Genomic DNA, 14,258 nt, shown 5'->3' on the forward strand with positions numbered 1-14,258 from the left:
TGATCCAACCATCGGTTTCCTCACCATGCTGTTCTTTGAGTTGTGCAGGGTAATACTGCGTACTTGTAAAAGGACGTTTACCCTTCCATCTCAACATGGGATAACCCTTGATAGGTTCAAATTTAAATTCTTCAACCGAATCTATTTTTCGTTCTGCATTCAGATTTAATTTATTATCTTCCATAGTATTTAATTCTTTCTTTTATTCACTAAATGTATGTGGATTACAATAATATCGCATATCACATTCACCGCATTGCTTTTCACCTTTAGGCGTACGACTCATATCGTAATCTTTTGATTCTATTCTGTTTACTACCTCAGAAAATATATCAATCGTAGCGTTTATGTTATCTATATTTGCTTTAAAAGTAATGTATGGGATGCCATCATCTTCTTTTGGGTAGTACAAATGCAGTTTACTTATTTTTACCCCTTTGTTTTTTTCGATAATATGTGCATAAACTTCCAATTGACGTTGGTATTGGTTCAACAATTTTCGCACCTTAGGGTCAGTTGTGTTTACATCGGGTTTATCACCTGATTTGAAATCCACCAATTCTACTGTTCCATTATCACCCTTTATAAGGTCGATAGTTCCTTTCAGAATATAATCTTCTTTTACCAAAGACACATCAACTTCGGCTTCTAATATCAAATTCCAACGACTCTGATTGCGGTCACGATACCTTAACACCTGTTTCAACAATGCGTTAAGCTGTCCTTGGTGTAGATAACTTCTTTGCTGTTTGGATAATAGTTGATAATTACGATTAAACCAATCGGTTATATTATCATTAGTGAGCTTATTTTCTTCTTTCTTCAATACTGCACGATGAATATCTTCAATCGTTTGATGTAATAAACTCCCCCCTAAAACGCCCCCTGTACGAACTTCAACAAATCCTAATTCTTTATAGAACTTATATTGTAAAGGACAGTTTTCATATAATAAGATATCGGATGTAAAAGCATATTCATGCTTTATATTGATGGGTTTTAGTTTTTCTAATTCAAGCAATTCGGGTTTAAAACGTTCATCTGTCCAAGATGGCAATTTATTAAAAGTATCCGCAAAATGTTTGGATGGTGTGCGTCCTTGTCCCTCTCTTGTACAAGCTGATAATACCAATAGGTTCTGAGGTCTTGAAAAAGCAGTATAAAACAACCTGTAAAAGTCATAATACTTAGTTTTTTTAATCGGTTCGAAGGGTGGCTTGTGATAGTAGTCTGATTGAAGTTTCAAATCAATATTATTATATTGTTTTCGTGGTGATGCGTTTAATGAACCAACAATAACAATAGGGAATTCAAGCCCTTTGGATTGATGAATAGTCATAAATGAAATACAACCTGAGGGAGCGTATTCTTCAAAGTCTTCATATTCTTCAAGACCACCTTCCTTCAAAAATCGTAAGAATTTATTAAACAATTCTTTTAATGTTCTGTCAATATTCTTTTCTGTAAAAACAGTGATATTATAGGTATGTTCAAACTTAAATAATAGTTTGGAGAACATAGCGATATTATATGTTGCTCTCAGGTCTGTTTTCTTTTCTTGTAGATTGACATCCAAATATTTTGAAAACATTGGAAATTCAAGAAGTTGATACAAAAGGGCAGCAAATGCATAGTTGGTACTTTGAGAAAAGTTAGTATGAGCTTTCATCTTACTCAAAGTCCACTTATAAAGTGTTTTGTGAGTTTGTGAGTCTTTCGTAAACTCATTCATAAATTCTACCTGACAACCTCTATAATAACCCCATATATCCAATTCTGCTGTATCATTCCATTTCAGACGTTGAAATAGGTCAGGAAATATGGTAACAAATGCACCAATCAGCAAACGTATTTCTTCACGTTCAAAAAACATCTTGGAACGTGGTGAGAAAACAGGTATGCCCTTATCTTCTAAAAATTCAGCTAATCCAATGGCTTGGTCACTTTGAACAGATTTGAATAGAAATGCTATTTGATTGTAATCAGTCAGTACACCCTTATCTTTTAAATCTTTGATGAAATTATAAACTTCTTGATGATAAGCTTCTGTATCATTATGTTTAGACACTTTTATTACAGCAGGGATGTTTGGAAATTCACCATCATTTGGTTTGATGGTCTTTTCATATCTGAAAATTTTACCATTATGATTCCAATTATGTCTGTTCATAAACCTGTTATAGAAATTGATAATATCAGGGTGTGAACGATAATTGGTATCTAATGTAACCTTTTTACAAGTCCCTTTTTCAAAGTGTGTAGAAAACTCTAAAATATTGCGTATAGAAGCTCCTCGAAAACGATATAAACTTTGATCATCATCTCCAACAACACAAATATTTTTGTGTTTATCAGCTAGTAATAGAATAAGACGTTCTTGAATAGTATTGGTATCTTGATATTCATCAATCATTATATATTTAATCTTATTCTGCAATTCTGCTAATATATCAGGATTGTACTCTAATAACCCAAGAGCTTTACTCTGTATAGTAGCAAAATCAATAACATTTTCTTCTTTCAGCAGTTTTTGATATTCTTTGTAGAAATCACCAATCACTTGTAAATCAGGCTCATCAGAATTGTATAGCTCATCAGGGTCGATATATTCTTCTGCTATTTTAGATACATATTTTACAACGATATCAGCTTTAATCCAATTGGATAAATTTATCTTCCAAATGAAGTCACTATTTTCAACTGCTGTGAATCTATTGATATTTCTAAATATAAGATATCGTTGGTCAAATTGATCAAGAATATTATAGTTTCGGTTAAGACTCATAAACTCTCTATATTCTTCCAATATTCTAAGAAAAATAGAATGTAGTGTACCAATATACATTTCATTGAGATTAATATCTATCCCAAGTTGTAATAATCGATTTGAAATTCTTGTGATAAGTTCTTTTGCTGCTTTCTCAGTGAATGTAGCAACAAGTATATTCTCTGCATTAACACCTTTTGATATAAGGTAAACTACACGTTCCACAAGGGTTTTTGTTTTACCTGCTCCTGGACCCGCAATTATTAGCAGGGGGCCTTCTGTATTTAAAATAGCTTCCTTTTGGTTTTTATTAAGAGCTTGTTTATCGATTTTCCATATTTCTTCTAATACCATTGTATATCTACATAACGTCAAAATCAAAGGATAAATATATATATTAATATAAAATAAAACAACAAAAAGTAAAAGACTTATATTACTTAATACTTTGACACCAAACAAAAACAAATCAATTTCATAAACCATTATTTGTTTCATGTATCTATAATTAATTGAATATAAAAACTATGAAGGGAAAATTGTTTATAATAAAAAATATTAGGGAAAACTTATTTTCGAACTAGATCCAAATATGCATCATGGAAGAAATGTAATATCTTCTCGAATTATTAGGAGTTTAACCTGAAGAATAGGTAAATAAGTTGAAACTTTCTTAACAAACGGTATCTAAACTTGAGAAAAAGGAGTAAATAAATGATAAGATTCTAGATAAAAATGCTTCTGCTCTACATTTTCTTATTGAATCCATTAAGATTTATAAAGAAAAGGGTATTAATTATAATAATTATATGTCAAGATGAATCATTCAGTTACGCTGTTCATTATAAATATGCTATTTATCCTATTGAAAAAATAGTAGAATTCTATATTATAAAATAAGCACTTTACGAAAAAATGATTTAATAGAGAAACTCTTTAATAAGTAAAATAATATTTATTGAAAATAAAAATCAAACCGGCTTTATATATATTGCCTAAAAATAAAAAACACCGAATAATATAATTCGGTGTTTCAGATATTTGAATTTTAATCTTGTGGAGCTGATGGGGCTCGAACCCACGACCTTTAGACTGCCAGTCTAACACTCTAGCCAGCTGAGCTACAGCCCCGAATTTTCGATCACAAAGATAACTTATTTTTCTTTTTTGCCAAACTTGCTAAGGTTGTTTTTCTATAGATTTCTAAGGTTGCATCTCGAACTTCTATAAATACATCGCGTATGGTACAAGTATCTTCTGTTGTACAAGTATCACATGGTTGATGGTACATAATCGACACACAAGGCAATAATGCGATCGGGCCATCCATTAATCGAATCACTTCTATCAAGGTTACTTTTTCGGGATCTTTATTCAATCGATACCCTCCTTTTGCTCCTCTCCTACTAGTTAAAAATTGTGCATTTTTAAGGTCTCTTAAAATATTCTCCAAAAACTTTTTGGGAATATTTTCATCATTAGAGATTTCTGTCGACAATATACTTTTATCCTTATCTTGTCTTGCTATATAGATTAAAGCTTTTAAAGCGTATTTACACCGGTTGGAAATCATAAATCTAAAGATACTTATTTTCCTTCAATTAGTAAAACTATTTCGCCTTTCAAAGGCTTTTCTTTGCATATTTTTACTATTTCTCCTACCCTGCCACGCAACGTTTCTTCATACATTTTGGTAAGTTCCCTGCTTATGCTAACTCTTCGATCTTCTCCGAAGATTTCAGAGATTTGTTCCAAAGTAGTATTTATTTTATGGGGGCTTTCATATAAAATAATAGTTCTGCTCTCTTGAGATAGCTCTTTAAGTTTGGTTTGCCTTCCTTTTTTGGCCGGTAAAAAGCCTACAAAAATAAATTCATGAGAAGGAAGACCTGAGATAGCCAGGGCAGGAACAAAAGCCGTTGCCCCCGGAAGGCATTCTACCGATATATTTTTTTCGATACACGATTTTACAAGCATATATCCGGGGTCCGAGATTCCCGGCGTTCCGGCATCCGTGATTAAAGCAATGACACGTCCTTCAGAAATTTGCTGAGTATACCCCTCTGTTTTTTGATGTTCATTAAACATATGATATGATTGCATAGGCGTTTGGATATCGTAATGCTTTAAAAGCTTTCCAGAAGTACGAGTATCTTCAGCCAAAATTAAGTCTACTTCCTTTAAAAGCCGTAAAGCCCGCAGGGTAATATCTTCCAGATTTCCAATAGGAGTTGGAATTAAATATAGCTTTCCACTCATATACTTTATAAACTTTTAAGAATCAAACCTGTGTACTATTAAACCGGATAGACGTTCCACATATTCTTCTTTGTTTTTCCAATTGTATTTTACGAACATTTTTTCCATCCATCTTTTTGCTTCTTCTATCGTTTGGGTTTGGTTTAACTGAGCAAATTCAGCATCCATATCTGATTTGCTGCCATTAAACAATTGACTGATAAATGCTATGGAATCATTAAAATCTAAATTAATTGGTCGTACAATTCTATTCTTTTCTTGAGGTTTTATTTCTGCAATTTGGATATTCAGAGAATCCATTTTTTTTAAATTTTCTTCCTCAGATTTTCTCATCTCTTTAGTTATGTCAACTGCTTCTACAAAGGGATCCTCAACTTTTTGTTCTTCTGTGATTACATTGTTTTCAACATTATCTTTATTTATTGATTCTATAGGATCAGACACTTCACTTGCCGCCTCTTTGTTCGTTTCATAAAAATCTCTAACCTCTACTTTTTTTTCCTGATCTTTTCCATTACTTTCTAAATTTTCAAGAATCTGCTGATATTTAGAAGTAGATAATTGTTTTAAAAAAATAAATTTTTCGTATAAATTTTGAATTTTCTGCTGATGTGACAAAAGACCTGAAAAGCTTTGCACACGGCTAATTTCTCCGGCAATGGATTTTATTTCCTCTAGAACTTCCTTTTGAAATATTTCTTTAGCATTCATAATTTGCTTTTTAATATGTTCGTTAATTTCTACTTTTGTAAAAATTTTTATTAAAGACCCGAAATTTACAAATGTTTCTTGAAAATACAACAAATAGCACTCAACAAACTGGCTGGATTGAAGTAATTTGCGGTTCCATGTTCTCCGGTAAAACAGAAGAACTTATACGCAGACTTAAACGTGCAGAATTTGCAAAACAAAAGGTTGAAATTTTCAAACCTGCCATGGATGTAAGATATGATGAAACATTGGTGGTTTCCCATGATCAAACTTCTTATCCCAGCACTCCTATTGATAATCCTTTAGAAATTCCTCTTTTGGCAGCCGATTGCGATGTTGTAGGAATCGATGAAGCTCAGTTTTTTAGCGATACTATAGTGGAAGTTTGCAATCTACTTGCCAATCAAGGAAAACGAGTTATAGTTGCAGGTTTGGATATGGATTTTAAAGGCAGACCTTTTGGCCCGATGCCCTTTTTAATGGCTACCGCCGAATACGTAACAAAAGTACATGCTGTTTGCGTAAAAACCGGAAATTTAGCTAATTATTCCCATCGAATTTCATCCGGTGAGAACTTGGTGGAATTAGGAGAAAAGGACAAATATGAACCTCTAAGCAGGCAAGCTTTTTGGGAGATAATGAATAAGGAAAAAGTACAGAAAAAGGATGAAAATTAACTAGAGATTCTACGATGAAATATTCCGCATCTCAACTGGCCCGCATTATCGATGCCCAACTCATCGGCAATCCAGATAGAATAATTAAACATGTTTTCTATGACAGCCGAAATATAGTATCTCCTGCAGATGGTACTTTTATTGCATTTAAAGGAGTTCGAGACGGACATACTTATATGGAAGATGCTTATAATAAATCGGTTCGAATTTTTATAGCGTCGCATATTCCCTCAATGCATCACGATGCTACATATTTGATAGTAGATGATACGGTTTCTGCATTGCAAAAATGGGCTCGTCATCACGCAACTTCTTTTCCTAATCTTCTAACCATAGGCATTACCGGAAGTAATGGTAAAACCATACTAAAAGAATGGCTTGACCAATGTTTATGGGATGAATTTTCAATTATAAAAAGTCCTAAGAGTTTTAATTCTCAAATTGGACTTCCCTTATCTCTATTACAAATTACATCTAAACACAATTTAGGAATTTTTGAAGTCGGAATTTCCAAACCCGGTGAAATGGATAAACAGGAAGGTGTTTTGCATCCTTCGATTGGAGTTCTCACAAATGTACTGGCAGCTCATTCCGAATATTTTAAAGATCGGGAAGAGCAAATTGTGGAAAAAATTAAACTTTTTAAACACTCAAGTGCAATTATTTATCCAAGTGATCCGATTATTTCAAAAATAATTCAAAAAACGTATCCCAATAAAAAATTAATTTCTTTCGGAAAGGAAAATTCAGACATCCAATTATTAGATATTTCTCTTACCGGTAATACAACAGAATTGAACGTTTCCATTTGGAGGGAAAAAAGAAAATATACTATCCCTTTTACTGATAATGCCTCTATTCAAAATGCATTATGTTTAGTAGCCGTACTTTCTGAATTGGGTTGTAAATACGATTTTATACAAGAAAAAATTTTTCATTTGCAACCGGTATCGATGCGTTTAGAACAAGTATCGGGAATTAATAATTGTACTATTATAAACGACACCTTCAACTCGGATTACCAATCTTTGGAAATAGCCTTACAGTTCCTTTTTCAGCAAAATAAACCTAAAAAAGTATTGGTATTATCAGATATTTTCCAATCTCGTCTTCCTGAAGCTGCATTGTATAAAAAAATTGCTGACTTAGTTAATTCTTTTCCTTTACATCATGTCCTTTTAGTTGGAGAAAAAATGCACCAATATCAAAGCTTATTTAATGCTATGTTAAAAAGCTTTTTGTCCACGGCAGAAATTATTAAGTTTTTAGAAAATCGATCTATAAAAGATGCTGCCCTATTAATTAAAGGGGCCCGCAAGTTTGAATTGGAAAAAGTTGCTCAATTATTGCAAGTTCAATCTCATGATACCATACTGGAAGTTAATCTGAATTCACTTTTGAATAATGTAAATTATTTCAAAAGTCAATTAAAACCTAAAACTAAAATTATTGCCATGGTTAAGGCTTTTTCTTACGGTTTGGGAAATTTTGAAATTGCAGAAGTTTTACAATATTATCATATAGACTATCTGGCCGTAGCTTATGCGGATGAAGGTATTAAATTAAGAGACCGGGGGATTTATTTGCCCATTATGGTTATGAATCCTGAAATCAGCAGTTATGATCGTGTCATTGAATATAACTTGGAGCCGGAAATATACAGTTTTAGAGAACTTGACTTATTTACACAAAAATTAAAAGAAAAAAACGTATCGGATTATCCTATTCATATTAAAATAGATACCGGAATGCATCGCTTAGGCTTCCAACCCGATGAAGCCCAAAAATTAGGTGACTTATTAAAAGATAATATTTATGTAAAGGTAACATCGGTTTTCAGTCATTTTGCAGTGTCCGATGTGTTAGAGCAAGAAGAATTTACCAGATTACAAGCGACGAAACTGAAATATTCATTTGATCTATTAGTTAAAATATTAGGTTATCGACCTCTTCTTCATATAGCTAATTCAAACGGTATTCTTAATTATCCTGAATATCAATTTGACGCCGTTCGTTTAGGTATTGGTATGTATGGATATATTGATAACGAAAAGGCTTTAAAAATGCTGGAAAATGTAATTACTTTAAAAACTGTTATCTCTAATATTCACAATCTTAAACCCGGAGAAACGGTCGGATATGGTCGACATTATGTTGTTGAAAAAAATTCTTCTATTGCAACTTTACCTATTGGCTATGCAGATGGTATTCGTAGAATCATAGGAAATGGTAAAGGATATGTAACGATACAGGGAATGAAAGCTCCTATCATTGGAAATATTTGTATGGATATGATGATGATTGATGTAACGGGCATTGCTTGTAAGGAAGGTGACCCAGTCACTATAATTGGTGAAAATCCTAGTTTGAAAGAATATGCTGACTGGTATCAAACAATTCCTTATGAAGTCTTAACCTCTATTTCGCCCAGAGTAAAGCGCATCTATTACAGGGATTAAATATTCCTTATTATACTATTATATTTGAGGATCATCTATATTCTTATATAATTTTAAACTAATGAGCCTTTAATTACTATTGATCACAATATTATTTATTTATAAAAAATTTATAATATCTACAGGTTTTAAAAAAAACGGTTAAGGTAAAAAAGTTACTTTATGAAGTTTACAAATAAATTTTACTTAACCGTATAAAATCTTAAATGTATTAAAAATAGTAATTTAATTATGCAACCGTATACTTGCTCGTATTAAAGCAATAGCATTTATATGTTCCATTAACATATCTTTAGGCTGATGATGTTGATTCTGTGAAACCAGCTTTATATAATTGTCTCCTAATTCGGATTTTTGGACAAACTTAACGGTAATATATTCGCTCCAATCATCAATTTTTATAGATAGTAAATACATTTCTCCCCAAAAAATTTTATCTAAAGTTATTTCTTTATATAATACTATATCACCACTTTTCAGTAATGGATACATGGAATCTCCTTTCACATATACTCCTCCATCGCAGTTAGCTATACCCGGTATACGAATTCGATCCAGAACCGCTTCACTGGAAGTCCCCTTAAAAAGCTCAACCAAACCGGCTGTAGCTTCTAAATCATATAATGGAACATCTTGTATTTCTCTAACAGGATCCGCCGTTTTACGTTGCATATTTATCGGAACAGTAATAATTTCTTTTCCTCTCGGAAATCCTGATCCTCTTTTTAACATGGATTCCCTTCCGGTAAGAAGCCAATTTACATTTATTTCATCAAACTTATTGGCAATATCTTCTAATATGTCATAAGAAGGTTTAGTTCCTTCCCGTTTTAATCGGTTTAATTTTTCCGAAGAACTATATCCCAACCCATTAATTGCAAAATCATGAACACTTCTAAATCCTTTATATTTAATGATCTCAGCTATTCTTTCAAAGAAATTTGTGTTATTTTTCATATTTTATTTATTTTTTGCAAATATGTTTGTATGTTTGCTTTGTATTATAACGTAAATATACATTATTTTTTTAAAAACCCATATAATTACCAGAAAATTAATTTATTAGATATCGAAACTTTTATTTCGATTTACAAACAAACAAGAAAGATGTTAACTAAATAGGAACTAATAAATGATCATATGAATATAAAGAACAAAATACCATTTTTAAGATTGATTCCACGAATTATAACGGTTTAGTTAAATATAGTGCGCGAATTTAGAATGATCCAATTATTAATATTCAATTATAATCCGATTTAGCTTAGTCTCAATTAGCATTTAAAGAGAAGCAATTCACCAATTAATACACCATACCATGAGAAAAAGAAAATTAAACATCCATGATTTAAGAACCTGTTTAAGCTATGATTCTGAAGTTCGAAAATTTCTTAGTTTAAAGGAAAGATGTATCATCCATCATAATCAAATTAAAATTTTAGAGTGGTCCTACCCTTTAGAAATACCCGTCGACCTCATTGATAAAATTGAAGATAAATTAGATGAAATACGTCGAAAAAGATGGAAACGACCTGAGTTTCATTTTGAAAGAGAAAGCAACCATATTACGAGAATACAAATAAAATGAAAGAAAATATTCTTTTTTTATGATTTATCTATTGATATGTTACCGATTTCATTTTGTAAGAATTTCCTTTTTTTATTCTTTTTTATTGAAAGCTTCTTTATTATTAGCTTTTCTTATCCCTTAATTTTCAAGAAGTAATAAGCTAATAATTTTTGTTATCGAAACTAGACACCCTAAAAATTAATATTTTATATGATATAATTAAAGTGTATTTCATATTAAAACCTTAAATAACAACCTTTAAAAAGTCCATATGATACCATATTATAAAGAAATTAACGAAACACTATTTGATTTTTTTATCCAAAACAAAGGTGTGATCCTTGTTACTGTGATCAGTATGATCGCTCGTTCCTTATATAAAGGAACTTCGGTATGCAGACTTCTTATTAAAACACCCATTTCCATAATAATAGGAATTTCTATGGGGATACTGATGCAAGAATTTACCGATGTATCCCACAATACTATATACGTATTATGTATGCTTACCGGTGCATATACGGGAGAAATTTTAGATGGCATTGAACAACTTTTAAAGTGGATTCCATCGGCTTTAAAGAAAATTATAAGTAAAAAACTGGATATTGACGATAAAGACTCTTAATTTAAAGAGAATCAACATCAATTGAATTCATTGAATTTATTAAAACATACTTTTTTAAATAAGAAGTATTTTAAAATGAGAGATTTTCTGTGAAATATTCCATTTAATAGAAATTTGCATTAGTAAGTCTTTGAAAAATATTTATTTAAATAATGTTAATCAATTTTGAAATCAATAAAATTTATAACCTATTTTTTACAGCAGTTATAAAGGTAGTATATTTGTTTTTGAATAAGTTTAAGATAATATACGATAAAAATGCTTTCAATAAAAAATTTGCACGCAAGAATTGGAGAAAAAGAAATACTTAAAGGAATAAATCTTGAAATCAATAAAGGAGAGGTACATGCGATTATGGGTCCTAATGGAGGGGGAAAAAGTACGCTTTCCAATGTAATTACCGGAAGAGAAGATTATGAAGTTACCGAAGGTTCTATTCTTTTAGACGGAAAAAATTTGTTAGACCTTGCTCCTGAAGAAAGAGCCAATGCCGGTATATTTATGTCTTTTCAATATCCCGTGGAAATTCCGGGCGTTAGCGTTTCCAACTTTTTAAAGGCAGCCATAAATGCTAATCGCAAAGCTCGCGGACAGGAAGATATTTCGGCACAAGAATTTTTACAAAAAGTTAAAGAAAAATCTGAAATGCTTGAAATAAGAAAAGATTTTCTTTCCCGATCTCTTAATGAAGGATTTTCAGGTGGTGAAAAGAAAAGAAATGAAATTTTCCAAATGGCTATGTTAGAACCTAAATTATCCATTTTGGATGAAACGGATTCAGGGCTTGATATTGATGCATTACGTATTGTTTCTAACGGGGTTAATAAATTAAAAAATAAAGATAATGCCGTTTTAGTTATTACTCATTACCAACGCTTATTGGATTATATCGTTCCTGACTTCGTACATGTTTTAATGAACGGAAAAATTATAAAATCGGGAACTAAAGAATTAGCATTGGAATTAGAAGAAAAAGGTTACGATTGGTTATAATTTTCAAATACGCCAATCAGTCATCCTCTTAACTAAAATTAGTAAAATGAACATTCCACAACATACAGAATTAGTAAAAATTATAAAACAAGCTCAACAAACATTAGAGAATAGCAGTCTTCCAACCTCAAAAAATGAAGATTGGAAATTTTCAAAAATAGCAGATTTTAATCCGGAAACTTATGAAGCTGCAAAAAATAATCCTGTTTCTAAAGAGATTATAGAGAGTATTTTAGGTAATGAATCGAATTCTTTTAAAATAGTTTTGATTGATGGAATCATTTCACCAATGTTTTCCAATTACCCACAGGATTCATGGAAAGTGCTTCCTTTTTCTGAAGCTTTAAAAAATGAAACATATCAAACAATTATTCTCTCTAAGCTAAATTCCATTTCTAATAATGAGAATTATTTTAACGTATTAAATACGGCATCATATCAAGAAGGAACTTTTATTTATGTACCTAAACATACAATAGAGAATCAGTTAATTGAATTAATCTATATAAGTTCAAAACAAGAATATAAGGCCATTAGCAACCTTCGTAATTTATTTGTCATTGAAGATCAGTCTCAAATTCAAATTTCTGAAAGAATTCATACGCTTTCTGAATTGGACTTCTTCCATAATATAGTTACAGAAATAGTTGTTGGAAAAAATACGAATTTCAGCCTTTATAAAATTCAGGATGATAAACATTCCTCTTGTTTAATAGACTCTACCTATATTGAACAAGAAAAAGACAGCAACGCTTTTGTGCATACTTTTTCTTTTGGCGGCAAAACTGTTCGTAATGAATTATCTTTTGATCACAAAGGAGAAAATATCAATTCAACATTAAAAGGGGTTACCCTTATAGGAGATGGACAAGAAGTGGGAAATCATACACTTGTAAAACATAACCAACCTAATTGTGAAAGCCATGAACTTTATAGAGGGATATATCAAGATTCTGCACATGGCATATTTAACGGAAAAATCAAAGTAAATAAAATAGCTCAAAAAACGAATGCTTTCCAGCAAAATAATAATATTTTGCTATCTGAAAACTCGAGCATCGATACGAAACCTCAGTTAGAAATTTTTGCAGACGACGTGAAATGTTCCCATGGATGTACCGTAGGTCAACTTGATGATGATGCCTTGTTTTATATGAAACAAAGGGGAATTCATGAGAAAGAAGCTAAAGCTTTACTTATGTTCGCATTCTGTGCGGATGTAATGGAATCTGTTTCCATTCCTTATTTGAAAAATAAAATAAACAAGATTATTGCTCAAAAATTAGATGTAAATTCTGATTTTGAAATATAAAAAATATATATAATTTTTTTCAAAGGTTAGGATTAATTCCTAACCTTTCGTATTTAAATAAGTTAAATTCAACGTTTAAACTTCAATCTTTTTTAATAACTTAGCTACATCGCTAATAAATTTTAAATGAAAATACTTCTTTCTCCGGCAAAAATTATGAGTTTGGAAACCAATTCAAGCTGGAATCAACACACTCAACCCGAATTCATTGATTATAGTAAAAAATTACAACATGTTTTAAAGGAATATTCTCCATCTGATTTAGAAAATCTATTGAATATCTCATCAAAATTGTCCGAAGAAAATTGGGAACGAATTCAGAAATGGACTCCCAATCCTTTAAAAAAGGAGTGCGTACAGGCAATTTTTGCATTTAAAGGAGAAGTTTACAGAGGGCTAGATGCCGAATCCTTATCCAAATCCGCCTTAGATTATTTACAAAAAAATTTATTAATTTTTTCAGGCCTTTACGGTTTGCTTCATCCTTCAGATGATATTATGTTATATCGATTGGAAATGGGAAAAAAACTTAAAACCGAACAAGCCAACGATTTATATGGGTTTTGGAAAGATATATTGAATACTTATTTGAATAACTTACTTGAAAATGATGAACCTATACTAAACCTTGCGAGTAAAGAATATTTTAAAGTAATTGACCTAAAAAAGTTGAAAGGTCAAGTTATGGATATTGAATTTAAAGATTATAAAAATGGATCTTTAAAAAGCATTATGATGTATTTTAAAAATGCCCGTGGAAAGATGACTCGTTGGTGCGCTGAAAACTCTATCACCCATTGGGAGGATATCAAGACGTATAATGAGGACGGCTATGAATATTCAGATCAATTATCTACAGAAAAAAGTTTAGTATTTGTCAGGTAA

The 14,258-nt window shown here is 31.2% G+C and carries 12 protein-coding genes and 1 tRNA gene; 7 read left to right on the top strand and 6 right to left on the bottom strand.

Going from position 1 to position 14,258, the window contains the following annotated elements; translation table 11 throughout:
• Positions 1–202: 202 nt before the first annotated feature.
• The 5 genes from J3U20_RS07100 to J3U20_RS07120 form a co-directional block, all read right to left on the bottom strand.
• The gene (locus tag J3U20_RS07100) at positions 203–3,121 is read right to left on the bottom strand and encodes an ATP-dependent helicase (RefSeq protein ID WP_160542589.1); all 2,919 of its coding nucleotides are present in this window, start codon (positions 3,119–3,121) and stop codon (positions 203–205) included.
• A gap of 703 nt (positions 3,122–3,824) precedes the next feature.
• A tRNA-Ala gene (locus J3U20_RS07105) sits at positions 3,825–3,898 on the bottom strand.
• Positions 3,899–3,908: 10 nt separating this feature from the next.
• On the bottom strand, positions 3,909–4,340 hold the full coding sequence (locus J3U20_RS07110; protein ID WP_105296402.1) for an RrF2 family transcriptional regulator: 432 nt from the start codon (positions 4,338–4,340) through the stop codon (positions 3,909–3,911).
• Between the two features lie 14 nt (positions 4,341–4,354).
• Positions 4,355–5,026, bottom strand: coding sequence for a 16S rRNA (cytidine(1402)-2'-O)-methyltransferase (gene rsmI / locus J3U20_RS07115; protein WP_160542561.1), 672 nt, complete (start codon positions 5,024–5,026; stop codon positions 4,355–4,357).
• 15 nt (positions 5,027–5,041) lie between these two features.
• Positions 5,042–5,737, bottom strand: coding sequence for a hypothetical protein (locus J3U20_RS07120; RefSeq protein ID WP_160542562.1), 696 nt, complete (start codon positions 5,735–5,737; stop codon positions 5,042–5,044).
• A gap of 71 nt (positions 5,738–5,808) precedes the next feature.
• Between J3U20_RS07120 and J3U20_RS07125 the strand changes: the two genes are divergently transcribed.
• The gene (locus J3U20_RS07125) at positions 5,809–6,414 is read left to right on the top strand and encodes a thymidine kinase (RefSeq protein WP_160542563.1); all 606 of its coding nucleotides are present in this window, start codon (positions 5,809–5,811) and stop codon (positions 6,412–6,414) included.
• Positions 6,415–6,428: 14 nt separating this feature from the next.
• Positions 6,429–8,873: a bifunctional UDP-N-acetylmuramoyl-tripeptide:D-alanyl-D-alanine ligase/alanine racemase gene (locus J3U20_RS07130; RefSeq protein ID WP_160542564.1), complete on the top strand. Its 2,445-nt coding sequence runs from the start codon at positions 6,429–6,431 to the stop codon at positions 8,871–8,873.
• 225 nt (positions 8,874–9,098) lie between these two features.
• Here J3U20_RS07130 and J3U20_RS07135 read toward each other — a convergent pair whose 3' ends face one another.
• Entirely contained in the window at positions 9,099–9,830 is a 732-nt protein-coding gene (locus tag J3U20_RS07135; RefSeq protein ID WP_185150298.1) for a S24 family peptidase, read from the bottom strand.
• 361 nt (positions 9,831–10,191) lie between these two features.
• Here J3U20_RS07135 and J3U20_RS07140 point away from each other — a divergent pair, with 361 nt between their 5' ends.
• The 5 genes from J3U20_RS07140 to yaaA all read left to right on the top strand — a co-directional run bounded on the left by J3U20_RS07140 (position 10,192) and on the right by yaaA (position 14,258).
• On the top strand, positions 10,192–10,461 hold the full coding sequence (locus tag J3U20_RS07140; protein WP_105296408.1) for a hypothetical protein: 270 nt from the start codon (positions 10,192–10,194) through the stop codon (positions 10,459–10,461).
• Between the two features lie 253 nt (positions 10,462–10,714).
• Complete coding sequence (locus J3U20_RS07145; RefSeq protein ID WP_160542565.1) at positions 10,715–11,068, top strand: hypothetical protein; 354 nt, start codon at positions 10,715–10,717, stop codon at positions 11,066–11,068.
• Positions 11,069–11,326: 258 nt separating this feature from the next.
• Positions 11,327–12,061, top strand: coding sequence for a Fe-S cluster assembly ATPase SufC (gene sufC, locus J3U20_RS07150; RefSeq protein WP_160542566.1), 735 nt, complete (start codon positions 11,327–11,329; stop codon positions 12,059–12,061).
• A gap of 46 nt (positions 12,062–12,107) precedes the next feature.
• Positions 12,108–13,373 carry a Fe-S cluster assembly protein SufD gene (sufD, locus tag J3U20_RS07155; RefSeq protein WP_160542567.1) on the top strand — a complete coding sequence of 422 codons (1,266 nt, stop codon included), beginning with the start codon at positions 12,108–12,110 and terminating at the stop codon, positions 13,371–13,373.
• A 126-nt stretch (positions 13,374–13,499) separates the two neighbouring features.
• Positions 13,500–14,258 carry a peroxide stress protein YaaA gene (gene yaaA, locus J3U20_RS07160; RefSeq protein WP_160542568.1) on the top strand — a complete coding sequence of 253 codons (759 nt, stop codon included), beginning with the start codon at positions 13,500–13,502 and terminating at the stop codon, positions 14,256–14,258.

Source organism: Apibacter sp. B3919 (assembly GCF_026537405.1).
Classification (GTDB): domain Bacteria; phylum Bacteroidota; class Bacteroidia; order Flavobacteriales; family Weeksellaceae; genus Apibacter.

What these genes read in the sequence shown, in the direction of transcription:
- J3U20_RS07100 (WP_160542589.1), bottom strand. Translation starts at nt 3,121, where the DNA reads ATGGTATTAGAAGAAATATGGAAAATCGATAAACAAGCTCTTAATAAA.
- J3U20_RS07110 (WP_105296402.1), bottom strand. Translation starts at nt 4,340, where the DNA reads ATGATTTCCAACCGGTGTAAATACGCTTTAAAAGCTTTAATCTATATA.
- rsmI (WP_160542561.1), bottom strand. Translation starts at nt 5,026, where the DNA reads ATGAGTGGAAAGCTATATTTAATTCCAACTCCTATTGGAAATCTGGAA.
- J3U20_RS07120 (WP_160542562.1), bottom strand. Translation starts at nt 5,737, where the DNA reads ATGAATGCTAAAGAAATATTTCAAAAGGAAGTTCTAGAGGAAATAAAA.
- J3U20_RS07125 (WP_160542563.1), top strand. Translation starts at nt 5,809, where the DNA reads ATGTTTCTTGAAAATACAACAAATAGCACTCAACAAACTGGCTGGATT.
- J3U20_RS07130 (WP_160542564.1), top strand. Translation starts at nt 6,429, where the DNA reads ATGAAATATTCCGCATCTCAACTGGCCCGCATTATCGATGCCCAACTC.
- J3U20_RS07135 (WP_185150298.1), bottom strand. Translation starts at nt 9,830, where the DNA reads ATGAAAAATAACACAAATTTCTTTGAAAGAATAGCTGAGATCATTAAA.
- J3U20_RS07140 (WP_105296408.1), top strand. Translation starts at nt 10,192, where the DNA reads ATGAGAAAAAGAAAATTAAACATCCATGATTTAAGAACCTGTTTAAGC.
- J3U20_RS07145 (WP_160542565.1), top strand. Translation starts at nt 10,715, where the DNA reads ATGATACCATATTATAAAGAAATTAACGAAACACTATTTGATTTTTTT.
- sufC (WP_160542566.1), top strand. Translation starts at nt 11,327, where the DNA reads ATGCTTTCAATAAAAAATTTGCACGCAAGAATTGGAGAAAAAGAAATA.
- sufD (WP_160542567.1), top strand. Translation starts at nt 12,108, where the DNA reads ATGAACATTCCACAACATACAGAATTAGTAAAAATTATAAAACAAGCT.
- yaaA (WP_160542568.1), top strand. Translation starts at nt 13,500, where the DNA reads ATGAAAATACTTCTTTCTCCGGCAAAAATTATGAGTTTGGAAACCAAT.